This is a genomic window from Sphingomonas sp. SP1 (genome assembly GCF_058313395.1).
The window spans coordinates 688,903-710,924 of record NZ_JBZFLC010000001.1; the positions used below are offsets into that span (position 1 = coordinate 688,903).

Here is a 22,022-nt window from a genome sequence, read left to right on the forward strand (position 1 = left end):
CGCATGAGCACGCAACGCTGGCCGCGTGAATGGCTGATGACGGATGAGCGGATGGGCGACCGGCTGTGGTCGGCGATCGCGCGGCTGCCGCGGCATGGAGGCGTGGTGTTTCGGCACTATTCGCTGGGATCGGCACAACGGTCGGCGCTTGGCCGCCAGGTGGCTCAGGCCGCCAGCGAGAGGGAAGCGCTGCTGGCCGTGGCGCGGGACGAACAACTTGCTCTGCGGCTAGGCGCACGCTTGGTCCATAACCCCGACCGGCCGGGGACGCTGCCCTTCTCCCGCGCCGTGCACACTGAGGCCGAGGCACTTCGGGCCAGGCAGGATGGAGCGGCGCTGGTGTTCGTGTCGCCTGTGTTCCCCACCCGCTCCCATGTCGGCGCGTCGGCCTTGGGCAAAGCAGAAGCGCTGAGGTTCGCTCGACTTGCAGGCTGTCCCGCCGTTGCACTGGGCGGGATGGATCGGCAGCGAATAAGTGAGCTTGGGCCGGGTTTCCACGGCTATGCGGGCATTGACTGCTGGCTGTCTTACAAAGGCCCGGCTTCGTCGTGTCTCACGCCAGGCTAGATCGCTGCGGATCCGCTCGTGCGGCTCGGCGGCTCAGCCTTAGAATTTTATGGCGGTGCCGACGTAGACCGCCTGGCTGTCACGCCGCTGGTCGGAGAAGGTGGCGATCTTCTCGCGTTCGATCTTGTAGCGAACACCACCCGTGACCGCGACCTTGCTCGACAGATTATAGGCACCGCCCACGTCGAGTGCGTAGGTGCTGTTGTTCGCGAGCGCGGTCGAGGCGCGGCCGTCCGGGCGATCCGCGCTGGCGGCTACGCGGCCGGTGAACCGCTTCAAATTATAGCTCACGCCAACAGCTGCGCCTTCGCGGCTGCCGAGTGCCGGGTTGGCAGCCGAACCCTTGGCGACGTCGCCGGAGACGGCGAACCGCCGCCAACCGACCGCAACGCCAAGATTGTAGCTGGCCGGAGTAAGCGACACGCCTTCCGCCGTCGAACGGACCGCCACGTCCCGCGCCTGGGCAGGAGTCGCTGCACGCGCACGAATTGCCACGCGAACCTGGCTTGGACGCCGCTTGGACGCCGCCGGCGTGAATCCGAAGTCGCTGGCCAAAGCCGGCCGGCTTGCCAATGCGGCCGCAAGGCGGGGATCGGCCTGGGCAGGTGTGAAGCTCCGCTCGAAGCTCAAGGCCACGGCGGGGGGCTTGTCGCCGCTCTTGGACGGCGCCGCGATGACCACGGTCGCAGGCAGCAGAAGGCTGGCCGTGGCAAGTGCCACCGCCAATTTTCCCTTGCTGATCCGGCCCCTGATCATCGAGTCCATTCACTCCCTGTGAAGTTCATATAGCCCCGGCCATATGAATGTTCCACGACACTTCCCGGAATCGTACCGCAATGTGACATTGAATCCACAACCCGGCGTGGACGCGCTCTCCCTTGCGGCGCTCCGCCCAGCGCCTATAAACGCCGCCAATCCCTTTTGCCACGAAGCAGGATCGTCGATGAACCGCACCCGTTTCCTTTCCGCCGCGCTGATTCCCTTGGCGCTGCTCTCCGCGGGCTGTGCGCGCAATCGTTCGGCTCCGGTCGACCTTGCGCCGTCGCGGCTGACGTCGATCGGCGTGAACACCTATTTGTGGCGCGCAGCGATCGACACATTGAGCTTCGCACCGCTGATTACCGCCGACAGCAACGGCGGCGTAATCGTCACCGACTGGTACGCGAATCCGAACAGCCCGGGCGAGCGGGTCAAGCTGACCGTCTCCATCCTCGACCAAGAACTGCGCGCCGATGCCTTGCGCGTCGCTGCCAGCCGCCAGGTTAATCAGGGCGGCCAGTGGGTGGACGCCCCGGTCAGCGCCGCCACAGTCCAGAAGCTTGAGGACGTGATCCTGACCCGCGCCCGCGACATCCGCCGCGCGACCATCGCCGGCTAACTCACACGGAGACTTCATGACCGACCGTTTCGATCCGGCGGCGAGCGACTCCCGCTGGCAGGAGCGGTGGGAATCGGCGGGCTGTTTCCGCGCCAACAGCGCCAGTCCCAAGCCCAAAAGCTATGTGCTTGAGATGTTCCCCTATCCGTCGGGGCGGATCCACATGGGTCACGTGCGCAACTACACCATGGGCGACGTGCTGGCCCGTTTTCGCCGGATGCAGGGTATGGAAGTCCTCCATCCGATGGGGTGGGACGCCTTCGGCATGCCGGCTGAAAATGCGGCAATGGAGCGGCAGGTCCATCCCGGCGATTGGACCCGCCAGAACATCGCCACCATGCGCGCACAATTGAAGCGGCTCGGCTTCGCGCTGGATTGGAGCCGCGAACTCGCGACCTGCGAGCCCGACTATTATGGGCATGAACAGGCGCTGTTCCTCGACCTGTTCCAGGCCGGGCTGGTCTATCGCAAGGAATCGGAGGTCAACTGGGATCCGGTCGACATGACCGTGCTTGCGAACGAACAGGTGATCGACGGGCGCGGCTGGCGCTCCGGAGCACCCGTCGAGCGGCGCAAGCTCAGCCAGTGGTTCCTCAGGATCACCGATTTCGCCGAAGATCTGCTGCAGGGCCTGGGCGACCTCGATCAGTGGCCCGACAAGGTTCGGCTGATGCAGGAAAACTGGATCGGCAAGAGCCGCGGCCTCCGGTTCGCGTTCCAACGCGCGGACGGCGCCGGCGACATCGACGTTTTCACCACTCGCCCGGATACGATCTTCGGGTCCAGTTTCGTGGCGATCTCACCCGGACATCCGATCGCGGAGCAGCTTGCAACCCAGCGGCCCGATGTCGCGGAATTCATCGCGCAATGCCGGTTGGGCGGGACCACCGCCGCCGAGATCGAAACGGCCGAGAAGCTGGGTTTCGACACCGGGCTGGAGGTCGTCCACCCGCTCGATCCCAGCTGGCGCCTCCCGGTGTGGATCGCGAACTTCGTGTTGATGGATTACGGGACCGGCGCACTGTTCGGGGTGCCGGGCCACGACGCCCGCGACTTCGAATTCGCGACCAAGTACAAGCTGCCCATCCGCCGAGTCGTCGCCGCCAGCGTCAATGATGCGGGCCTTTCAGTCACCGAGGCCGAAACCGGTTCAGGCGTTGCAGTCAACTCTCGTTTCCTCGACGGCATGACCACCGACGCGGCCACGGCCGAGATTATCCGTCAGGCCGAAAGCGCCGGTTGGGGCAAGGGCTCCACGCAATATCGACTGCGCGATTGGGGGGTCAGCCGCCAGCGCTATTGGGGAACGCCGATCCCCATCATCCATTGCGATCGCTGCGGCGCCGTGCCCGTGCCGCGTAAGCAGTTGCCGGTCGTCCTGCCCGAAGACGTCAGCTTCGACGTCCCGGGCAATCCGCTAGACCGCCATGACGGGTGGCGCCGCGTGACCTGCCCCGGCTGCGGCGGCCAGGCGTCGCGCGAAACCGATACGCTCGACACCTTCGTCGATTCCAGCTGGTATTTCATCCGCTTCGCAAGCCAGCCCGGCGACAGGCCGTTCGACCGGGCCGAGGCCGAGGCCTGGTTGCCGGTTGCGCAATATATCGGCGGGGTCGAGCATGCGATTTTGCACCTGCTTTACGCCCGGTTCTGGACCCGGGCCCTGCAGAAGATCGGCCAGATAGGCATGGCCGAGCCGTTCAAGGGCCTTTTCACCCAGGGGATGGTGACCCACGAAACATACAAGGCTGGCGACGGAAGCTGGTTGAGTCCCGATCAGGTTCGGCGCGAGGGGGATGACTGGATCCACATCGAAAGCGGTCTCCCGGTTACGGCCGGCCGGGTCGAGAAGATGTCCAAGTCGAAGAAGAATACGGTCGATCCGGAACCCATCGTCGACCGCTACGGCGCGGATGCAGTGCGGTGGTTCATGCTATCGGACTCGCCGCCCGAGCGCGATCTTGAATGGTCGATCGGCGGCATTGAGGGTGCCGCCCGTTTCGTTCAGCGCGTGTGGCGCCTGGCAACGACCCAAAGCATTGGCAGCGGCGACGACCGCGATCTTGCCCGCCGCCTCCACAAGGCAATCGCGGCGGTCGGCCAGGCGATCGAAGCGTTGCAGTTCAACAAGGCGGTGGCGGCCCTTTACGAGCTCACCAATGCGATCGAGAAGGCCAAGTCGAGTGCGACCCGCAGCGAAGCCGTCCGCACGCTGATACTGCTCGTTGCGCCCATGGCGCCCCACCTGGCGGAGGAAGCCTGGGCGGTGCTCGGCAACAGCGATCTCATCGTCGATCAGGCTTGGCCGGCGCACGACCCCGCCCTGCTGGTCGACGATGAAGTCACGGTCGCGATCCAGGTGAACGGCAAGCTGCGCGACACCCTTGTCGCCCCGCGCGGACTGGACCGCGGCAGGTTGCAGGAATTGGCGCTTGGAACCGAGAAAATCCTGCGGCTGGTGGAAGGCGCTGAGCCCAGGAAAGTGATCGTGGTTCCCGACAAGCTTGTGAACATCGTCCTGTGATCCGCCCCCTTCCCCTCCTGTTGTTGGCAGTAGGCCTGTCGGGTTGCGGCCTTCGCCCTCTGTATGCCGACGGTTCGCAGGGCGTGGTCGCAACGTCATTGCGAACCATCTCTGTCGCGCCGATCGAGGGCCAGGTCGGATGGTTGGTGCGGACCGCTTTGGTCGATCGTCTGGGTGAGCCGGAAAGCGGCGCTGCTCGCTACCGTCTCGAGGCGGAGCTGGACGACGACATCACCGGCTTCGGTATCCGCGGCGATTCCGGCGCTACGCGAGAGCGTCGAACGCTGCGGGCGCGTTACCGCTTGATTGATGCGGCCACGGGGCAAGTTGTGCTTGACGCGACCGCTGGATCCGACGCGGGGATCGACGTGGTCGGATCGGAATATGCGACTGTCGCCGCCGAGCAGACGGCTGCCGAACGGCTGAGTCAGATCATCGCCGACCAGATCGTTGCCCGTCTGGCACTGTTCGCGACCCGCGCGCCTCGGTCGCGGTGAAGTCGGCGCGCGGTCAATTCCCCGGCGCGGCCGAGCGTCCCGATCCACGCCTGCGGCTTTACCTGTTCTACGGTCCGGACGAGGCCGGTTCCCGCGCGTTAGCATCACAATTGCTGCGCAGCCTTGGAGCGGAGAAGCGCAGCCTTACGGGCGCCTCGCTGCGGAGTGATGCTGGCGCACTCGCTTCCGAGGCATGTGCCATCTCGATGTTTGGTTCGGCGCAATTATTGTGGGTCGAACCGGCGGGAGAAGAGGTCCTTCCTGCCGTTGAAGCGGTGCTGGACGCGGCGCAAACCGATCACATTGTGGTGATCGTTGCTGGGGCGCTGAAGAAGACCTCTGGCCTGTTAAAGCTGGTCGAAGGCCATAAACATGCGATTGCGCATCAGTCCTTCATGCCCGAGGGTCGCGATGCCGACCGCCTTGTCGCGGAGATCGGTCGGCAATTCGGCCTGCGAATTGACCCGCCCCTGGCATCGCGGATCGCGTCCCAGGCGGCGAACGATCGCGCAATCATCACTCAGGAGTTGGCCAAGTTTGCGCTCTATCTGAATGTTGATACGAACGCGCCCGGCGACCTGACAGAAGATGTGGTGGAAGTGCTCGGCGCGGATGCGTCCGAAGCAGATAACGGTCGTGCCGGTGACCTTGCCCTTTCGGGCGACGTCGCGCGGCTGGTTCAGGAGCTCGATCAGATCGCTGCTGGTTCCGCCGACGCAATTCCCGTCATGCGCGCGCTCCAGCGACGCGCGCTGATGCTGGCGGGGTTGCAGTCGAAGATCGATTCCGGTCAGCGCGTCGATGCCGTCATGGCGTCAGCGTGGAAGAGGGACAAGACGGTTGCCGCCACAGCCCTACCGCGATGGTCAAGTGAACGCCTCTCGCGTTTGCTAGAGCAGATTGCTCAACTTGAGCGCGAACTCCTCCTTCGCTCACCTCCGGAACGCGCAGCGTTGGGCGAAGAGCTGGTCAGGATCGCGCGCTCTTCGCGCCGCTAGATTAGATCGGTTCGCCGGAAAGACGCTGGCAGATCAGATCCAGCTGATCGAGGTTCGAGAAGTGCAGGCCCACCGTGCCTGCTCCACCTTTCGCAATGATCTTCACTTTGAGGCCCAGCAGGTCGCCCAGCTGCCGTTCAAGAGCCTGGATGTCGGCATCTCCGTCCGCAGATTGGCGCGTCCCCGCACCCTTCTCTTGCCGTCCCCCTGGCCGTGCTGACTTGGTCAGCTGCTCCGCCTGCCGGACGGATAGGCCGTCGGCAATGATGCGCCGGGTTAGCGCCTCCGGATCCTCCGCAGCAGCGACCGCCCGGGCGTGCCCCATGTTGATATCGCCCCGACGCAGGGAGTCTCGAACGAACTCGGGAAGATCCCGCAATCTCAATAGGTTAGCGACGTGACTGCGGGATTTTCCGACCAGATTGGCAAGGGCGTCCTGCGTATGACCGTAACTGCTGATCAGCTGGGCGTAGGCATCTGCCTCTTCCAGCGCGTTAAGGTTTTCGCGCTGAATGTTCTCGATTAGCGCAACTTCGGCGGTGGTTCCTGCGTCAAATTCCCGAATGATCGCGGGAATACGGTGGAGTTGCGCGCGTTGCGACGCCCGCCAACGCCGCTCCCCGGCGATTAGCTCGTAAGTGCCGTTCCCCCTATCCCGCACCAGGATCGGCTGCAGGACGCCGCGGCGCGAGATCGAGTCCGCCAGTTCGGCAATCGCTTCCTCGGCGAAATGCCGGCGCGGCTGCTGCGGGTTCGGGACGATGGAAGCCACATCGATTTCGCGGATGCCCCCCCGGCCCGCCCCTTCCCCGCTATCGGGGGCGTCGCCCAGCAGGGCCGATAGCCCACGCCCAAGTCCGCGTGCGCGCTGCTCGCTCATGCCGCCTCCGCGGTGGGTGTCGACCTGGGAAGCCTGGCAATGACCTCTCGCGCCAGTCGAACATAGGCTTCGCTGCCCGAACAACGAAGATCGTAGATCAGCGCCGGCAACCCATGGCTCGGCGCTTCCGATAGCCGGACGTTACGTGGGATCACGGTATCGAACACCGCGCTGCCAAGGCATGCGCGGACATCTTCCGCGACCTGGCGCGAAAGACTGTTGCGCCGGTCGAACATGGTCAGCGCCACCCCAAGGATCGAGAGTTCAGGATTGAAGCCCGCGCGGACGCGCTCCACTGTCTGCAGCAATTGGCTCAACCCCTCCAAGGCAAAGAATTCACATTGTAACGGGACCAGCAATTTACGCGCTGCCACCAGCGCGTTGACCGTCAAAAGACCAAGCGATGGCGGGCAATCCATCAGGCAAACGTCCCACCTGCCGTCTGTTGCGGCATCCAGCGCATCGGCCAGTCGATGGGTGCGGCGGTCGTAACCAACCAATTCCACCTCGGCGCCGGACAGATCCTGGGTCGCCGGCAACAAGTCCAGTCTTGGCACCCGACTGGGCACCACTGCCGCGTCCAGCGTCGCCTCACCCAGCAACAGATCGTAGCTACTATGCTGACGATCCGCATGGTTCAGCCCTAGACCGGTCGACGCATTTCCCTGTGGATCGAGGTCGAGAAGAAGAACTTTCAATCCAGTCGCAGCAAGTGCAGTGGCAAGATTGATTGCGGTTGTCGTTTTGCCGACGCCGCCCTTCTGATTTGCAACCGCGATCCGGATCATGCGGATGTCCCACCCCTACGCCCATGTCTGGGCCTGACACGTTCGGCAACCACGATCACGGCGTCGGGATCGGTAGCGCTTCGCTCTATGCGGAACTCACCCTGCCAGTTCTGCCTGGCCTCTGCCAGTTCCTTTGCGCCGCTACGCCCTTTTGGCAGGATCCATCGCGTGCATTCATGGGACAAGTGAAGCCCCATCGCAAACAGTCGATCCAGGGAGGCTACCGCTCTCGCCGTTACGACATCGAACGAGCCCGAAACACGCTCGGCTTTCGCACATTCTACGCGGGCGTTGGTCAGGCCCAGGTCGGTCACGCAGCGTTGCAGGAAGGCCGCCCTCAATTTCCTTGGTTCGACTAGCACAATTGGCTGCGCAGTCAGGATTGCAAGAACCACGCCCGGCAAACCTGCGCCAGCCCCGATGTCGAGCCAGGTTCCATCGCTCGGCGCGAACGAACTGAGCTGGGCAGAATCTGCAATATGCCGGTCCCAAATGTCATCGACGGTGGAAGTCGAGATCAAATTCTGCGCATCATTCTCAGAGAGCAGAAGCTCGGTAAACCTCTCAAGCTTTGCCAATGTTTCACGTGAAACATCTCGTCCTGACAGCGCCGTTAACCGATCGATCATGCGGCGGCGCGAGATAAGGCGAGGTACAGAGCAGAGAGCGCAGCCGGCGTTACCCCGGGAACTCGTGACGCTTGGTCTAACCGCTCCGGCGAGGCCGCTTCCAGTCGTTCGACCATCTCGGACGACAGGCCAGGAATCGACCGATATTCAAAGCTGTCCGGAATTATCACCGAGCGGTCTCTGTCGATCGCCGCCCATTCCCGATGCTGCCGCTCCACATATGGGGCATAAAGCAGATCAGCTTGTCCTTCCTCGCTCGCTCGGAACGCTTCCGTGGTCCGAAAGTGGAGATGCTTTTCAATCTGCTTAGCTCTCTCGGGCCCGACGGCGCCTGACTGGAGCGCCGCGCATCCTAAACGAGCCACCGCATTGTCCGCGCGAAGACTCAAACGATACTCGGCCCGCGCCGTCATCATCCGGTATGGTTCCGAGACACCTTGCAGGGTCAGATCATCCACCATTACCCCGATATAGCTCGATCGCCGATCGAAGAGGACTTCGTCTTCACCCAGCGCATAGGCAGCAGCGTTGAGCCCGCTTACCAACCCTTGCGCGGCAGCTTCTTCATAACCGGTTGTCCCATTAATCTGGCCGGCAAGAAACAGCCCGTCATATTGGCGCGTTTGCAGAGTGCTCCGGAGATTACGCGGATCGACATATTCGTATTCGACAGCGTAGCCCGGCCGCAATATCTCCGCCCGTTCCAAGCCTTTGATGGTTTTGATGAAGTCTCGCTGTATGTCCTCGGGCAGCGAGGTCGAGATCCCATTAGGGTAGACGATCGGCGACCGCAGACCCTCCGGCTCAAGGAAAATCTGGTGGCCGTCCCGATCCTCGAACCGGCGAATCTTGTCCTCGATCGACGGACAATAGCGCGGTCCCCTTCCCTCAATCGAGCCAGAGAAAAGGGGCGAGCGATCAAAGGCCTCGGCAATCGTCTGATGGGTGCGGGCGTTTGTGCGGGTAATGGAGCAGCGGAGTTGAGCAGGCGCCTCATTTTCTTCGGGATGGCTGCTCATGCGCCACTGATCGCGATCGCTAGGCTGCTCTTCCAGCCGACCCCAGTCGATGGTGCGCCCATCGAGCCGCGGCGGGGTGCCGGTTTTTAGCCTGCCGCTGCCAAGACCAATCTCCCTGAGTTGCGCGCCAAGCGCGACGGCCGATCCCTCCCCTCGCCGCCCGGCAACTTCGCTCCGCTCACCGATGAAGATGCGGGCGTCGAGGAACGTGCCGGTGGCAACGACGAGCGCTCGGCACGGTAGCAGCGATCCGTCGCCGAGCGCCACGCCTTCGACGCGCCCATTCTTTTCCTGGAGGCTGACAGCTTCGCCGACCAGCAGGTCCAAATATGGTCTTGGAAGCAGCTTGCGAACCGCGTCTGCGTACAATGTCCGGTCCGCCTGCACCCTGGGACCCCACACGGCGGGACCTTTGCTGCGGTTCAGCATGCGGCGATGGATGGTTGCTTGGTCCGCCGCCCGAGCCATCAGCCCGTCGAATACGTCCAACTCTCGAACGAGATGGCCCTTTCCGACCCCACCAATTGATGGGTTACAGCTCATTTGGCCCAAGTCCGATGCACGGAATGTCAGCAGTGCGGTACGCGCGCCTCGGCGCGCCGCAGCTGAAGCGGCTTCGCACCCCGCATGTCCTGCGCCAATTACAACAACGTCATACATTTTCGCGCTTTGAGCCGCAGTGTTCCACGTGAAACAAAGGCTACTGACCAGATTATTTGCCTAGACAGAAACGGGAGAAGAGAGCGTCTAACATATCGTCGAGGCAGCTCAACCCCGTCACCCGATCAAGCGCCATTCTGGCTCCGCGAAGATGCTCTGCCACCAAAACAATGCTCGACTGGGCCTCTACCCGCAGGTCTTCGACCGTCTCACGAACATGTTGAGCTTGCCGCTCATTCAACGGAATCTCGCCATCGGAGGGCAATATCACCTGCGCATGAGCGATGATTTCGGCGGCTAGCTTACTTAATCCAGATCCTGTAACAGCCGACACGGCCAAAGCACCCGGCGGTGGAGATTGCCGCCCAGGTCGATCCGCCTGTGGGTGAACCTGAACAAGTCGATTATGTTCTGGGGCTTGCTCGGGTGTTCCCAACCAAAGCACCATGTCCGCGATGTCGGTTTGATCCCGTGCGCGCCGGATGCCTTCTGCTTCAACGCCGGCCTCAACCTCTCTAAGACCGGCAGTGTCGACAAGAATTAAGGGATAACCCTCTAACGACACGCGGACCTCGACCACATCGCGGGTCGTCCCCGCCTCCGCGCTGACGATGACCCGGTCGCTCCCGGTCAGGGCATTGAGCAAGCTCGACTTGCCCGCATTTGGAGGTCCCGCCAGCACGACCCGGAGGCCATGATTGAGAGGCTCGGACCGTGGCCGGTCAAGCCATTCCTGCATCTCATCGGCCAGACGATGTGCGTCAGAAATCAGCCCACCTACGTCGAGCGACGTTTCGTCCTCGTCCCCAACATAATCGATCGCTGCCTCGGCGCGGGCAGAAAGTTCGACCAGTTGGCGGCGCCATTCAATGATCTGGCGGCGAACGGCCCCACCGGCAATCGAGGCTGCCGCCCTGCGCTGCGCTTCGGTTTCGGCCTGCAGAAGGTCGGCCAGTCCTTCCGCTTCCGTGAGATCCAACCGCCCGTTGGCGAGCGCCCTGCGCGTGAACTCGCCTGGCTCCGCCTGCCGCAGGCCTGTGATTTCCCCAAGCGCGTTCAGCACCGCGGCCACCACCGCTCGACCGCCGTGACAATGGAGTTCGATCAGGTCCTCCCCCGTCGCGCTGGCCGGGGCGTCGAACCGGAGCACCAACGCCTCATCCAGCACGATACCCTGGGGCGAGCGCAAGACACGAAGCGCAAAGTTTCTCGCTGGTGGGATGGGGCCGTCGCACAGGGCTGCGCCGGCTTCGTGCGCTTTCGATCCACTAATCCGAATGACCGCAATGGCCGCCGGCGGCGATCCGCTGGAGCGAGCGAAGATGGTGTCGGCCATCAACCGCTCACTTGAAATCGGAATACCGCTCAGGCGAACAAGCGCCCGAGGCCGACCTGCGGATCGATCCAGCCATCGTAGATCATCTTTACAGCAACCCACAGGATGACTGCGAGGCCCACGTAGGCGATCCAGCGGTAACGTTCGATGTACCGGGCGATGATGTTCGCGGCGAGGCCCATCAAGGCAACCGCAAAGATCAAGCCGACGATCAGGATCCCGGGATGATCGCGCGCCGCGCCGGCCACTGCCAGGACATTGTCCAGGCTCATGCTGACGTCGGCAACAGCGACCGCCCAGGCGGCACCAGCGAAGCTCTTGGCGGGACGGAGGCCGCTGTGCTCGTCACCTGCGACTTCCGGTGAGCCCGCGCTTTCACCGGTGTGGCGAAGCTCGCGCCACATCTTCCAAGCGACCCACAACAGGAGGAGTCCGCCGACCAGAATCAGGCCAACAATCTGCAGGAGCTGAGTAACGATCAGCGCGAACAGGATACGCAACACCAGTGCTGCAAGTACGCCGATCAGAATGACCTTCTTGCGCTGCTCGGCCGGAAGACCAGCGGCCAGTGCGCCGACGACGATTGCGTTATCGCCCGCCAGCACGAGGTCGATCATCAACACCTGGATGAAGGCGGAGAACGCCGCCGGCTCCGTGATGTTGGAGAAATCCTTGATGATCGACGCCCAGATGTCGGCCGGTCCGCCGAACCCCGCAGGGACCGCGCTCACCGCCGCCGATGCGCTGGAAAGGATCAGATCAAGCAACAGATTTCTCCGACTTTATGGAATAACGAGCAGCTAGCGGGAACGGGCAACGCCGCGCCTGGCTCCCACTCGTGAGTAAAAAGCAAAGGCGCGGACCAGATTATTGATTCATCGACGCAAAGAAATCTTCATTCGACTTCGCATCCTTCATCTTGTCGAGAAGGAATTGCATCGCATCGACCGTGCCCATCTGCATGAGGATCCGGCGAAGCACCCACATCTTGGTTAGGATGGCCTGGTCGACCAGCAACTCTTCCTTGCGGGTACCGGACTTGCCGACGTCCAGCGACGGGAAGATGCGCTTGTCCGAGACCTTGCGGTCGAGCACGATCTCACTGTTGCCGGTGCCCTTGAACTCTTCGAAAATGACCTCGTCCATCTTGGACCCGGTATCGATCAGCGCGGTGGCGATGATGGACAGCGAGCCACCCTCTTCGATGTTGCGGGCGGCACCAAAGAAGCGCTTCGGCCTTTGCAGGGCGTTCGCGTCGACGCCGCCGGTCAGCACCTTGCCTGAGCTCGGCACGACCGTATTGTAGGCGCGCCCCAGGCGGGTGATGGAGTCGAGGAGGATAACGACGTCCTTCTTGTGCTCGACCAGGCGCTTTGCCTTTTCGATCACCATTTCCGCGACTTGCACGTGGCGCGAGGCCGGCTCGTCGAAGGTCGAACTAATTACCTCACCCTTCACCGATCGCTGCATGTCAGTGACTTCCTCGGGCCGCTCGTCGATCAGCAGCACGATCAGGAACACTTCGGGGTTATTGTCGGTGATCGCTCGGGCGATATTCTGCAGCAAGACGGTCTTGCCGGTCCGCGGCGGAGCGACGATCAGCGCGCGCTGGCCCTTGCCGAGCGGAGCGACGATGTCGATCACCCGCGCGCTCTTGTCCTTGATGGTCGGATCGAGCGTGTCGAGACGCAACTTGCTGTCGGGGTAGAGCGGCGTCAGATTATCGAAATTGACCCGATGGCGTACCGCATCGGGGTCGTCGTAATTGACCTGATTGACCTTGGTCAGTGCGAAGTAGCGTTCGCCGTCCTTGGGGGCGCGGATCTCACCTTCGACGGTATCGCCGGTCCTAAGGCCGTAGCGGCGGACAATCTGCGGCGTGACATAGATATCGTCCGGGCCGGCCAGGTAATTCGCCTCGGGCGACCGAAGGAAACCAAAGCCGTCGTTCAGCACCTCGATGGTGCCCGTCCCGATGATTTCGGCGCCGCTTTCGGCCCGCACCTTCAGGATCGAGAACATCAGGTCCTGCTTGCGCAGAGTAGAGGCGCCCTCGACCCCCATCTCTTCAGCCTGAGCCACAAGCTCAGCGGGCGATTTTTGCTTCAAGTCTTTGAGATGCATGGGGAACCTGGAGTTTCTCGGGAAGGATAGCCGGACGGCTGAAACAAGACCGCAACAAGGAAGGCGGTCACACCGGCGAAGGGGATACGGGCCGGTGCGGCCGTATAGGAGCGGGACTATGTCCCCGCGTTGCGCAAGTCAACAATGCCTCATTCCAGCCCCGCGATAAGGGCAAAGGCCAGCACCGCTGCCGACACAATCGACGCAAGACCGACCAAGGGCATATAGCCGACCACAGAGCCCACGAGGCGTGGAGCCAAGCGCTGGTGGTATCCGGGGAACAGCAGCATCAGCGCCGCGGTCAAAATCAGAAAACCCCCGAGCAGGCGCGCCCACCCGTGCCAGTCAAGATAATCGTCGAGTTGCGCGAATGCCAAGCCCGCAGTTCCGCGGCAAACGGCTTCGAACGCGTTGCTCTTCCGGCTTTGGGCGAAGCCGAAAAGAAACTTCCTTGCAAGGCGGGGCCGCATCATGCCCGTAAGTCCGAAACCGGCTAGGTAGATCACCACGATCCAAGCCACCGCAAGCCAGAGCGGCAGGAGGATTTCTTTCACTGGCTTAGAAGGGCTTTACGATCACCAGCACCACGATGATCGCAGTCGCAATGCCCGGTATCTCGTTCATGATCCGAAGGGTGCGGTTCTCCAAGGGTCGCGCTCCGGCGGCCAGCTTGCGCCCATACGCACCCATCCACCCCTGATAGCCGGTCAACGCAACTACGAGGGCGAGCTTGGCTGAGAACCAGACCTGACCCCATGCCCCGAGATGAAAAGCGAGCGCCAGCCCCAACAGCCATACGATGACCATCGCCGGCGTAAGAATGATCGATCGGGCGCGCTGCTCACGCTCGATCCAGGCCCGGTCCTCCGCCGACCCAGGCGTGGTCGCATGATGATAGACGTAGAAGCGGGGCAGCAGGAACAGGCCCGCGATCCAGAAGATCACAAAGGTGACATGCGCCGCCTTGACCCACGGATAGGCCGCGCCAAGCCAGCCGGAATAAGCAAGCAGGCCGCTCATAGCGTCTTGCCCAACAGGCGCAGCAGTTGTTCCACATGCGCAATGGGCGTGGTCTGCTGAATGCCGTGCCCCAGGTTGAACACGTGCGGCCGGTCCTCAAGCGAACGTAGTATCCGTTCAACCGATTGTTCGAGGGCAGCGCCACCCGCAATCAGCGCCAGCGGGTCGAGATTGCCCTGGACCGGCAAGCCGTCGGGCAGGACGGAATGCGCCCAGACCGGATCAACCGTTTCGTCGAGGCCGAGCGCGTCGATGCCGGTTTCGCGAGCATAGGCGGACAGCTTTCCGCCGGCTCCCTTGGGGAAGCCGATGATCGACAGCTGTGGCCGCGCCGCCCGCAGCCGTTCGACGATCCGGGCGGTCGGGGCAATGACCCAGCGCTCGAACTCCATTGGAGCGAGACTTCCAGACCAACTGTCGAAGAACTGCACCGCATCGACGCCGGCGTCGGCCTGGCCGATGAGGTAGGTAAGCGTCACTTCTTCGACCGCGGCGATGATGGCGCCGAATCGGCCTGGATCCTGATAGGCCATGGTTCTGGCTTCGACCTGGTCGCGGCTGCCTTCGCCGGCAACCATGTAAGTCGCGACCGTCCACGGACTCCCGGCAAAGCCCAGGAAGGTCGTCTCAGGCGCGAGTTGGGCCCTTACCCGACGCACGGTAGCGTAGATTGCTTCGAGGTGCTGTGGCGCGCCCTGGAGGCCGTCCAGCACCGCATTCGCAAGCGGAGGGGCAAGCCGTGGGCCCTCGCCGGCGACAAAGCTCAATTCCATGCCGAGCGCATGGGGCACGATCAAGATGTCGGAAAACAGGATTGCCGCGTCGAGTGGAAAGCGGCGCAGCGGCTGCAAGGTGATCTCGGCCGCCGCCTCCGGATCGTAGACCATGGAGAGGAAGCCGCCTTTGGCTGCCCTCAGCTCACGATACTCTGGCAGGTAGCGACCGGCCTGACGCATCATCCACACGGGCGGCGGATCGCGGCGTTCGCCCCGCAGTACGGCCAGAAGCGGTTTATCGGTCGGTTCAGTTGCGGGGAGAGCGGCCACCCTTCTCTTCTCTTTCTTATAGATTCTTAAAAAGGGAGTTGTTGTTTGAAGGCTCGCGGAAGCCGGGGAATAGGCGCACGTCCCACTTTTGCCAACAGGGTGGACGAATCGCCGTACGAGCAACGATGCCGAGTCGATTGTGTCGTCCCCCATGATTCACAGCTTGGGGATGTTTTCCGAGGGCCGTGGATAGAATCCGCCGCAGAACAGCAGCCAGTTTGGGACAAAACCGCTCTTTGGTCCGCCCCCTGACCCGCGCTAAGGCAAACCACCGGCTTTTCCACAGGAACAAATATGGACCTTGTCCTTGCATCGACCTCGCCGATCCGCCGCACTCTGCTGCGGAATGCCGGAGTTCAATTCCGGGTTGTGGCCCCGGACGTCGACGAGGAGCAGATCAAGCGCGGACACGGCGGCGACGACGAAACGCTGGCGGTCGCGTTGGCCGGTGCGAAGGCGCTTTCCGTAAGCAAACGTGAAACCGGCGCCATGGTGATCGGAAGCGACAGCCTCGTGTCGGTCGCGGGCCAGCGTTTCTCCAAGCCGCGAGATGTGGAGGAGGCAGCCGACCACCTGCGGTTCTTTTCCGGCAAGGACATGTTGCTCACCAGCGCGGTCGCACTGACCAAGGACGGCAAGATAGAATGGGCCGAAGCGCACACCGCAAGATTGCAGGTCCGCCCCCTTAGCGAGGCGTTCATCGATGGCTACCTTGCGGCAGACTGGCCAGAGGTCAGCTATTGTGTAGGGGTGTTCCGGCTGGAGGGGCCCGGCGTGCAATTGTTCGAGCGCATCGGCGGCGATCACTTCACGGTGCTTGGCCTGCCACTGCTGCCTCTACTGGGCGCACTACGGCAGCGCAGATTGCTGCCGTCATGACGTCATCGATTCCGTATGCCGAGGTGATCGGCGACCCCATCGCTCATAGCAAGTCGCCCCTGATCCATCGTTTCTGGCTCGATAAGCTGAAGCTAGCCGGAGACTATCGCGCCGTTCGGGTTACGGGCGACCAGCTTGCCGCCTATTTCGAGACGCGACGTCGAGATGTTGATTGGCGTGGGTGCAATATCACGATGCCGCACAAGCTTGCGGCGCTTGCGCATGTTCACAAGCATCACGACCCCAGCTTTCCGCCTGAGCCGGTCAATGTCGCGACAGTGCGCTCAGGTCGGCTGGAAGGCTTTAATTTCGACATTCACGGGCTGATCGAGCCGCTATTGACGCTCGATGGCGGGCGGCGCCATCCCGCTGGTGAAACCGCGCAAAGAATTACGCGGACCGCCGTGGTGCTAGGCAGCGGAGCAATGCTCTATTCGACGGCGTGGGTGTTGATGAGCCTAGGCTATGATCCCGTCATGGTCGCAGCCCGTAACCGGGTAGCCCTGGATGCGTTCCTGGCCAAGGCGGATCAACGGCACGTACGTTCGATTCCGTGGGGCGAGCCGCTGCCGACCTGCGATCTGCTCGTCAACGCCACCCCGCTCGGCATGGCAGGGCGAGGGCCCTTGCCTTATGACGCCGGTTGCGTTCGGGAGAACGGTATCGTGCTCGAGATGGGATATCACCCGCTGGAAACCCCACTGCTGGCAGACGCGCGGCGGCGGGGCCTGAGGATCGTGGACGGTTTGCAGATCCTGGTGGCGCAGGCCGCTCCCTCCTTCCACTTATTCTTCGGGGCTGCGGCTCCGCGCCACCTCGACCGGGAATTGCGCAAGTTGTTGAGCGCATGAAGCGCCTGGCGCTCACCGGTTCGATCGGCATGGGCAAGTCCACCGTCGCCGCCATATTCGCAAAGCGCGGTGTGCCGGTCTTCGACGCGGACGCGGTCGTCCGTCAGTTGCAGGGCTACGGCGGCGAACTGGTATCGGCGATCGAGCACCGTTTTCCCGGCACGACCAGGAACGGGGCAGTCGACCGCGATGCCTTGTCCATGGTCGTCCTGAGCCGGCCAGAAAAGTTGGCCGAGCTGGAAGCCCTGGTTCATCCGGCGGTCCAGGATGCGCGGGAGCGCTTTATTGACGAGCATTCCGATGCCCCGGCTTTGCTGTTCGACATTCCCTTGCTGTTCGAGACTGGTGGAGAGGATGCGTTCGACCGCGTGATCGTCGTGTCGGCGCCGGCCGCGCTTCAGCGGCAGCGCGTGCTTGGCCGGACCGGGATGACCGACCGCAAGTTCCGAGCCATGCTCGAACGACAGCTTCCCGACGCAGACAAGCGTGCGCGGGCAGACTTCGTCATCGACACGGGCGGGTCACTGGCAGCGACGGAGCGCCAGGTCGATGCGATCCTTGCTGGACTGGGGCTGGCGGCAGGCGCATAACCTTTTCATGCGCGAGATCGTATTCGATACGGAAACCACCGGCACCAACCCGGCCGGTGGCGACCGGATGGTGGAAATCGGCTGCGTCGAGATGATCAACCGGTGTGAGACCGGTCGCACCTTTCATGCTTATTTCAATCCCGAACGGTCGATGCCGTCCGAAGCGGAGGCCGTCCACGGGCTGTCCGCCATTTTCCTTTCGGACAAGCCTCTCTTCGGCGACAAGACCGAAGAATTGCTTGATTTCATCGGCGACTCTCCGCTGGTTGCCCATAATGCCACCTTCGACTTCGGCTTCCTCAACGCCGAGCTTGAGCGGTGCGGGCGCGATCCGGTCTGCCTCAGCCGGATGGTGTGCACCTTGATGATGGCCCGGGCGCGGCACCCGGGAGCGAAGCACAGCTTGGACGCGCTTTGTTCCCGTTTCGGGGTCGACCGCAGCCAGCGGGTGAAGCACGGGGCGTTGCTGGATGCACAGCTGCTGGCTCAGGTCTATGTCGAGTTGAGCGGTGGGCGGCAGATCGGTCTTGGCCTGGTCGCCGAGCCGGTACGGACCGCTGCCGAAGAGATCCGCGTCAGCAGTCCGGCGCATCGGCCTGTCCGTCCGGCGCGCCCGCATGCGGCATCGCTTGAAGAGCTGGCGCGCCACGCCCAATTCGTGGCCAAGCTGAAGGAACCGCTCTGGTCCAGGGTCCCAAGCTTCGGGATCGCGGCGACCAGTTGACGCGGCCGCGCTGCCGAGTGCAAGGCAAAAAGCGCGGAAAACAGGGCTGAATAGAAAGGACACACGATCGTGGAAGTTCGTGTCGCTGGTCACCAGGTCGAAACGGGTGGGGCGCTGCAAAGTCATGTGTCGGAGCGGATAACGGCGCTTGCCGACCGGTATTTCTCCCGCGCGATCGGCGCCAATGTGACCTTCGGCAAGGGTCCGCATGACAATGGCTTCACCTGCGATATTGTTGCACCGGTGGCCCAGGGCATGGTCCTGAAGGCGAGCAACCGTGCGCCCGACGCCCATCTCGCGTTCGAAGGCGCCGCGGACAAGATCGAGCGGCAGCTGCGTCGCTACGTGTCGCGTTTGCGCGAACGAAAGGGGGACGTGAACGGTGCCGTGACCCTGGACGAGAATGCCGGCTACACCGTGTTCGCCGCGCCGATGGCGGAAGAGGAGCCCGCGCCGGAGCATCCCCCGATCGTCGCGGAGACCCGGGTCGACATCCCGGCGGCCAGCGTCAGCGACGCGGTCATGATGATGGACCTTCGCAACACCAATGCGTTGATGTTCCGCAATTCCGGCACGGGCCATTTCAACATGGTCTATCGCCGGGATGACGGGACCATCGGTTGGGTCGAACCTCGGGGCTGAGGCGAGCCCATCCCTTTTAGACAGGCGGCTGCACGATTGCAGGACGCCTGGCGAGTGCGTGTATGCATCTGTCAGATTTCGTCGATCTCGACTCGGTCAAGACCGCCCTGCCGGCGACCAACAAGCGGGGTTTGTTCCATATTCTTGGACAGATGGCTGGCCAGCGGCTCGGGCTGGATCCGGCCGATGTGATCGCTGCAGTGGCCGAGCGAGAGCGGCTTGGCTCGACCGGGTTCGGCAACGGGGTCGCGATCCCGCACGGCAAACTCGCCGATCTTGGCCGGATCTATTGCCAGGTCGCCCGCCTGTCGGAACCGATCGACTACAAGGCCGTGGACGGCCAGCCGGTGGATTTGGCGTTTTTCCTGTTGTCGCCCCCCGACGCGGGAGCCGAGCATCTGAAAGCGCTGGCGGCCATTAGCCGGACGGTGCGGCATGCCCCGACATTGGAAAAGCTGCGCGGGGCCCGGTCGGCCGATGCGCTGGCCGCCGTATTGATCGGCGTCGATGAGCGCGACGCTGCCTGACCGTCTATCCGCTGGGGTGGAGGCGAGCGCTTTGCTGCGCCGGGCCGAAACGCTCGGTGGCTTCGGTACCGTGCTGAATCGGGGGGACCCGGAACGCGGAGCCATCATTCTCGCGGTTACGGAGCGGGGCCTGCATCACGCCCTGCTGGAGCGCCGATTGGGCCTGACCGGCCGCTACGCGTGGGGGCTGACAGGTCCGAAATCCGCCGATTCGACCGAGGTGGCACAATATCTAGCGCGGGCCCGACGTAATGACCCCGATTGCTGGATTTTAGAACTGGACATCCCATCCGCTGAACAGTTCGTCGCTGAAACGACCGCCGAAGGTTGATCCGCTCTTAAATGCGGTGAACGGAGGAACTCGTATTAGCGGAGAGCTTCCGCCGCGGGCAGGCAAAGGCCTAACGCGGGAGCCGCGCGAGACGGGGGATCAGCAGTTTGCGCGAGCTTTTCACAGCTTGTTGTTGCGCACTCCACGCCGGTCCACCGCACGAGCATGGATCAAGAATGTTTCATCGTTTGGCTGTTCTGGTTGCGGGCCTTGTTCTGACCGCTGGGTCGGTGGCACCCGCGCAGGTGACGCCCTATTCGGTTGAGCCGGTCGTCCCCACTACGAACACCAACGATGTTGTTCCTGCCGCGTCTGCAATTCCAGCTGTTTCGCCTGCCAAGCCTGATACGCTTGCGCCGATTGCCGAGCCGGACGAAAGCGAAGCGCCGCTTCCGCCCAAGGGTGCGACGTTGGCGGCCAAGGTCGCCGAATTGCGCGGGACTGATCCGGGCAGCCGCGAGCTAGAGTGCCTGGCGGTCGGCATTTACTTCGAATCGAAGAGTGAGCCGCTGGCGGGTCAGCTTGCCGTTGGGCAGGTGATCGCCAACCGGGCCAACAGCAAGGGCCGTTTCCCGTCCTCCTACTGCGGCGTGCTGTTCCAGCGCGGTCAATTCTCGTTCGTTCGCGGTGGCCGTTGGCCGGCCGTCGCGAAGGGCGGAACGCAGTGGAAGAATGCGGTCGCGATCGCTCGCATCGTCGACCAGGAGCTGCATGACGGGCCGGTTCCACGCGCCTTGTTCTTCCATGCCCGCCGCGTCAGCCCGGGTTGGAAGCTGACCCGCGTCGCGACCGTGGGCAATCACGTCTTCTACCGCTAAGCCTAGCTCACGTCCTCCTTTTGTTCTAGTAACAGGGCGTGAGTAGCGCGCCCGATCCCCTGTTGCCGGAACCCGGCTGTTTCGCCGATCAGCCACCCGTCGCCGGTGAGGTCGCACGTGGGGTTACGCGGCTGTTCTGCCGGCAGGACTTGTTTTCCATTTGCGAAGTCCCGTTGCCCAATGGCCGGCGGGCCGATCTGATGGCCATTGATCCGAAAGGTGGGCTGACCATCGTCGAGATCAAGGTCAGCAAGGCCGATCTGATCGGCGATTCGAAGTGGACCGACTATCTCGAATATTGCGACCGCTTCTTCTGGGCAGTTCCGGCACCGCTGGCGGCGGTGTGTGGCGAGGAGCGTTTCCTGCCAGGTTCGGCAGGGCTGATCGTGGCCGACCGCTATGACGCCGCCGTGATCCGGGAGGCGGCGCAACGGCCGCTTGCGCCCGCCCGACGCAAGGCGGAATTGCTACGTTTCGCGCGACGCGCTGCCCGGCGATTGTCGGCCCAGATTGATCCGACGATCGGTTTCGGGCAGTAGTTGCTTAAAGCTTCGGTCCGGCGACCTGCCTTGCGCCGGTCGGCTTGATGGTCTCGATCAGGCGCAGCAGCTCGGTCGAGCGGCGGTCTTCTTTCGCATAGTCGCGTGCGCTCCGCCCAGTGGCATTATCGGTCTTGTCCGGATTGGCCCCCGCTTCGAGCAATCGCTTGACCACTGCGGTCTGGCGTTGCTGGACGGCGACGATCAGCGGCGTTTCGCCCATCCGGTTGCCAAGATCGACGCGCGCCTTGCCACGGAGCAGCAGGTTGACGCCATCCAGCCAGCCGTTCCTGGCGGCGACCAGCAGGGCCGTGTCACCTTTCGTACTTTGCAGATTAGGATCGCCACCGGACGACAGCATGAAGCCTAGCCATTCGATGTCGCGGCGGGCGACAAGGGTGTGCAAGGCGGGCTCATCGCCGCCATCAGGGCGATAATTGATGATTGCCGAACCGTTGGCGCGCAGGAGTTCGTTGGCTTTGGCCCCGTCGCGTTCCTTGACCGCCTGGAGGAACTGGATCCCGGTACTTGCATATTGCGCATCTGCCGCGATTGGCACGGTCATCAGCGCGACCGCCAGCGTCAAGCACTTCACATGATTGAGCATTATGCCCCAGCCCGATTGCGTAACCCTTGAAAGCGGGCGCTTAGCAGA

At 63.1% G+C, this 22,022-nt stretch carries 26 protein-coding genes; 14 read left to right on the forward strand and 12 right to left on the reverse strand.

From position 1 onward, the window contains the following. Positions 1-3: 3 nt before the first annotated feature. Positions 4-567, forward strand: coding sequence for a thiamine phosphate synthase (locus tag AC4GYS_RS03575; protein WP_491107729.1), 564 nt, complete (start codon positions 4-6; stop codon positions 565-567). Positions 568-606: 39 nt separating this feature from the next. On the opposite strand, the gene AC4GYS_RS03580 is transcribed toward AC4GYS_RS03575, so the two are convergent. Continuing rightward, on the reverse strand, positions 607-1,332 hold the full coding sequence (locus tag AC4GYS_RS03580) for a porin (RefSeq protein WP_491107730.1): 726 nt from the start codon (positions 1,330-1,332) through the stop codon (positions 607-609). A 178-nt stretch (positions 1,333-1,510) separates the two neighbouring features. On the opposite strand from AC4GYS_RS03580, the gene AC4GYS_RS03585 reads away from it, so the two are divergent. Genes AC4GYS_RS03585 through holA form a run of 4 tightly spaced genes read left to right on the forward strand, consistent with a single transcriptional unit; the run spans position 1,511 to position 5,964 of the window. After that, positions 1,511-1,945, forward strand: coding sequence for a DUF3576 domain-containing protein (locus AC4GYS_RS03585; RefSeq protein WP_491107731.1), 435 nt, complete (start codon positions 1,511-1,513; stop codon positions 1,943-1,945). A 16-nt stretch (positions 1,946-1,961) separates the two neighbouring features. Continuing rightward, a complete protein-coding gene (gene leuS / locus AC4GYS_RS03590) occupies positions 1,962-4,469 on the forward strand; it encodes a leucine--tRNA ligase (protein WP_491107732.1) in 2,508 nt (835 codons plus the stop codon). Next, positions 4,466-4,966 (forward strand): LPS assembly lipoprotein LptE, encoded by a 501-nt coding sequence (gene lptE, locus AC4GYS_RS03595; protein WP_491107733.1) that lies wholly within the window; start codon positions 4,466-4,468, stop codon positions 4,964-4,966. The genes leuS and lptE overlap by 4 nt, the downstream gene beginning before the upstream one ends. Continuing rightward, the gene (gene holA / locus AC4GYS_RS03600; RefSeq protein WP_491107734.1) at positions 4,963-5,964 is read left to right on the forward strand and encodes a DNA polymerase III subunit delta; all 1,002 of its coding nucleotides are present in this window, start codon (positions 4,963-4,965) and stop codon (positions 5,962-5,964) included. Before lptE ends, holA begins: the two co-directional genes overlap by 4 nt. 1 nt (position 5,965) lies before the next feature. Here holA and AC4GYS_RS03605 read toward each other — a convergent pair whose 3' ends face one another. From AC4GYS_RS03605 to hemE, 10 genes are all read right to left on the reverse strand, one after another. Beyond that, a complete protein-coding gene (locus AC4GYS_RS03605; protein ID WP_491107735.1) occupies positions 5,966-6,844 on the reverse strand; it encodes a ParB/RepB/Spo0J family partition protein in 879 nt (292 codons plus the stop codon). Then, complete coding sequence (locus AC4GYS_RS03610; protein WP_491107736.1) at positions 6,841-7,632, reverse strand: ParA family protein; 792 nt, start codon at positions 7,630-7,632, stop codon at positions 6,841-6,843. The genes AC4GYS_RS03605 and AC4GYS_RS03610 overlap by 4 nt, the downstream gene beginning before the upstream one ends. Beyond that, on the reverse strand, positions 7,629-8,261 hold the full coding sequence (rsmG, locus tag AC4GYS_RS03615; protein ID WP_491107737.1) for a 16S rRNA (guanine(527)-N(7))-methyltransferase RsmG: 633 nt from the start codon (positions 8,259-8,261) through the stop codon (positions 7,629-7,631). Before rsmG ends, AC4GYS_RS03610 begins: the two co-directional genes overlap by 4 nt. Continuing rightward, positions 8,258-9,940 carry a tRNA uridine-5-carboxymethylaminomethyl(34) synthesis enzyme MnmG gene (mnmG, locus tag AC4GYS_RS03620; RefSeq protein ID WP_491107738.1) on the reverse strand — a complete coding sequence of 561 codons (1,683 nt, stop codon included), beginning with the start codon at positions 9,938-9,940 and terminating at the stop codon, positions 8,258-8,260. Before mnmG ends, rsmG begins: the two co-directional genes overlap by 4 nt. A gap of 52 nt (positions 9,941-9,992) precedes the next feature. Next, on the reverse strand, positions 9,993-11,276 hold the full coding sequence (mnmE, locus tag AC4GYS_RS03625; RefSeq protein ID WP_491107739.1) for a tRNA uridine-5-carboxymethylaminomethyl(34) synthesis GTPase MnmE: 1,284 nt from the start codon (positions 11,274-11,276) through the stop codon (positions 9,993-9,995). A 29-nt stretch (positions 11,277-11,305) separates the two neighbouring features. Then, positions 11,306-12,043, reverse strand: coding sequence for a YjbE family putative metal transport protein (locus AC4GYS_RS03630; protein WP_491107740.1), 738 nt, complete (start codon positions 12,041-12,043; stop codon positions 11,306-11,308). A gap of 100 nt (positions 12,044-12,143) precedes the next feature. After that, positions 12,144-13,400: a transcription termination factor Rho gene (gene rho / locus AC4GYS_RS03635; protein ID WP_491107741.1), complete on the reverse strand. Its 1,257-nt coding sequence runs from the start codon at positions 13,398-13,400 to the stop codon at positions 12,144-12,146. A gap of 149 nt (positions 13,401-13,549) precedes the next feature. After that, positions 13,550-13,954: a hypothetical protein gene (locus AC4GYS_RS03640; protein WP_491107742.1), complete on the reverse strand. Its 405-nt coding sequence runs from the start codon at positions 13,952-13,954 to the stop codon at positions 13,550-13,552. Between the two features lie 4 nt (positions 13,955-13,958). After that, positions 13,959-14,420, reverse strand: a complete 462-nt coding sequence (locus AC4GYS_RS03645; protein ID WP_491107743.1) for a CopD family protein — start codon at positions 14,418-14,420, stop codon at positions 13,959-13,961. Further along, a complete protein-coding gene (gene hemE, locus AC4GYS_RS03650) occupies positions 14,417-15,466 on the reverse strand; it encodes a uroporphyrinogen decarboxylase (protein WP_491107744.1) in 1,050 nt (349 codons plus the stop codon). Before hemE ends, AC4GYS_RS03645 begins: the two co-directional genes overlap by 4 nt. Before the next feature lie 294 nt (positions 15,467-15,760). On the opposite strand from hemE, the gene AC4GYS_RS03655 reads away from it, so the two are divergent. The 9 genes from AC4GYS_RS03655 (at position 15,761) to AC4GYS_RS03695 (ending at position 21,367) form a co-directional block, all read left to right on the forward strand. Further along, positions 15,761-16,345 (forward strand): Maf family protein, encoded by a 585-nt coding sequence (locus AC4GYS_RS03655; protein ID WP_491107745.1) that lies wholly within the window; start codon positions 15,761-15,763, stop codon positions 16,343-16,345. After that, positions 16,342-17,196 (forward strand): shikimate dehydrogenase family protein, encoded by an 855-nt coding sequence (locus AC4GYS_RS03660; protein WP_491107746.1) that lies wholly within the window; start codon positions 16,342-16,344, stop codon positions 17,194-17,196. Before AC4GYS_RS03655 ends, AC4GYS_RS03660 begins: the two co-directional genes overlap by 4 nt. Continuing rightward, on the forward strand, positions 17,193-17,786 hold the full coding sequence (coaE, locus tag AC4GYS_RS03665) for a dephospho-CoA kinase (RefSeq protein WP_491107747.1): 594 nt from the start codon (positions 17,193-17,195) through the stop codon (positions 17,784-17,786). The genes AC4GYS_RS03660 and coaE overlap by 4 nt, the downstream gene beginning before the upstream one ends. A gap of 7 nt (positions 17,787-17,793) precedes the next feature. Further along, entirely contained in the window at positions 17,794-18,510 is a 717-nt protein-coding gene (dnaQ, locus tag AC4GYS_RS03670) for a DNA polymerase III subunit epsilon (protein ID WP_491107748.1), read from the forward strand. A 69-nt stretch (positions 18,511-18,579) separates the two neighbouring features. Further along, the gene (gene hpf / locus AC4GYS_RS03675; RefSeq protein WP_491107749.1) at positions 18,580-19,152 is read left to right on the forward strand and encodes a ribosome hibernation-promoting factor, HPF/YfiA family; all 573 of its coding nucleotides are present in this window, start codon (positions 18,580-18,582) and stop codon (positions 19,150-19,152) included. A 62-nt stretch (positions 19,153-19,214) separates the two neighbouring features. Continuing rightward, positions 19,215-19,679 carry a PTS sugar transporter subunit IIA gene (locus AC4GYS_RS03680; RefSeq protein ID WP_491107750.1) on the forward strand — a complete coding sequence of 155 codons (465 nt, stop codon included), beginning with the start codon at positions 19,215-19,217 and terminating at the stop codon, positions 19,677-19,679. Beyond that, entirely contained in the window at positions 19,660-20,010 is a 351-nt protein-coding gene (locus AC4GYS_RS03685; protein WP_491107751.1) for a DUF1491 family protein, read from the forward strand. Before AC4GYS_RS03680 ends, AC4GYS_RS03685 begins: the two co-directional genes overlap by 20 nt. A 176-nt stretch (positions 20,011-20,186) precedes the next feature. Then, complete coding sequence (locus AC4GYS_RS03690; RefSeq protein ID WP_491107752.1) at positions 20,187-20,828, forward strand: cell wall hydrolase; 642 nt, start codon at positions 20,187-20,189, stop codon at positions 20,826-20,828. Between the two features lie 59 nt (positions 20,829-20,887). Next, entirely contained in the window at positions 20,888-21,367 is a 480-nt protein-coding gene (locus tag AC4GYS_RS03695; protein WP_491109352.1) for an MmcB family DNA repair protein, read from the forward strand. Positions 21,368-21,371: 4 nt separating this feature from the next. On the opposite strand, the gene AC4GYS_RS03700 is transcribed toward AC4GYS_RS03695, so the two are convergent. Beyond that, positions 21,372-21,974, reverse strand: coding sequence for an ankyrin repeat domain-containing protein (locus AC4GYS_RS03700; protein ID WP_491107753.1), 603 nt, complete (start codon positions 21,972-21,974; stop codon positions 21,372-21,374). Positions 21,975-22,022: the final 48 nt, after the last annotated feature.

Bases quoted from the DNA above. Each gene is read 5' to 3' on its own strand.
- AC4GYS_RS03690 (WP_491107752.1), top strand. From the start codon at position 20,187: ATGTTTCATCGTTTGGCTGTTCTGGTTGCGGGCCTTGTTCTGACCGCT.
- AC4GYS_RS03655 (WP_491107745.1), top strand. From the start codon at position 15,761: ATGGACCTTGTCCTTGCATCGACCTCGCCGATCCGCCGCACTCTGCTG.
- AC4GYS_RS03700 (WP_491107753.1), bottom strand. From the start codon at position 21,974: ATGCTCAATCATGTGAAGTGCTTGACGCTGGCGGTCGCGCTGATGACC.
- mnmE (WP_491107739.1), bottom strand. From the start codon at position 11,276: ATGGCCGACACCATCTTCGCTCGCTCCAGCGGATCGCCGCCGGCGGCC.
- AC4GYS_RS03575 (WP_491107729.1), top strand. From the start codon at position 4: ATGAGCACGCAACGCTGGCCGCGTGAATGGCTGATGACGGATGAGCGG.
- AC4GYS_RS03680 (WP_491107750.1), top strand. From the start codon at position 19,215: ATGCATCTGTCAGATTTCGTCGATCTCGACTCGGTCAAGACCGCCCTG.
- AC4GYS_RS03685 (WP_491107751.1), top strand. From the start codon at position 19,660: ATGAGCGCGACGCTGCCTGACCGTCTATCCGCTGGGGTGGAGGCGAGC.
- leuS (WP_491107732.1), top strand. From the start codon at position 1,962: ATGACCGACCGTTTCGATCCGGCGGCGAGCGACTCCCGCTGGCAGGAG.
- AC4GYS_RS03580 (WP_491107730.1), bottom strand. From the start codon at position 1,332: ATGGACTCGATGATCAGGGGCCGGATCAGCAAGGGAAAATTGGCGGTG.
- AC4GYS_RS03605 (WP_491107735.1), bottom strand. From the start codon at position 6,844: ATGAGCGAGCAGCGCGCACGCGGACTTGGGCGTGGGCTATCGGCCCTG.
- coaE (WP_491107747.1), top strand. From the start codon at position 17,193: ATGAAGCGCCTGGCGCTCACCGGTTCGATCGGCATGGGCAAGTCCACC.
- AC4GYS_RS03660 (WP_491107746.1), top strand. From the start codon at position 16,342: ATGACGTCATCGATTCCGTATGCCGAGGTGATCGGCGACCCCATCGCT.
- AC4GYS_RS03645 (WP_491107743.1), bottom strand. From the start codon at position 14,420: ATGAGCGGCCTGCTTGCTTATTCCGGCTGGCTTGGCGCGGCCTATCCG.
- AC4GYS_RS03610 (WP_491107736.1), bottom strand. From the start codon at position 7,632: ATGATCCGGATCGCGGTTGCAAATCAGAAGGGCGGCGTCGGCAAAACG.
- mnmG (WP_491107738.1), bottom strand. From the start codon at position 9,940: ATGTATGACGTTGTTGTAATTGGCGCAGGACATGCGGGGTGCGAAGCC.
- dnaQ (WP_491107748.1), top strand. From the start codon at position 17,794: ATGCGCGAGATCGTATTCGATACGGAAACCACCGGCACCAACCCGGCC.
- rsmG (WP_491107737.1), bottom strand. From the start codon at position 8,261: ATGATCGATCGGTTAACGGCGCTGTCAGGACGAGATGTTTCACGTGAA.
- AC4GYS_RS03585 (WP_491107731.1), top strand. From the start codon at position 1,511: ATGAACCGCACCCGTTTCCTTTCCGCCGCGCTGATTCCCTTGGCGCTG.
- rho (WP_491107741.1), bottom strand. From the start codon at position 13,400: ATGCATCTCAAAGACTTGAAGCAAAAATCGCCCGCTGAGCTTGTGGCT.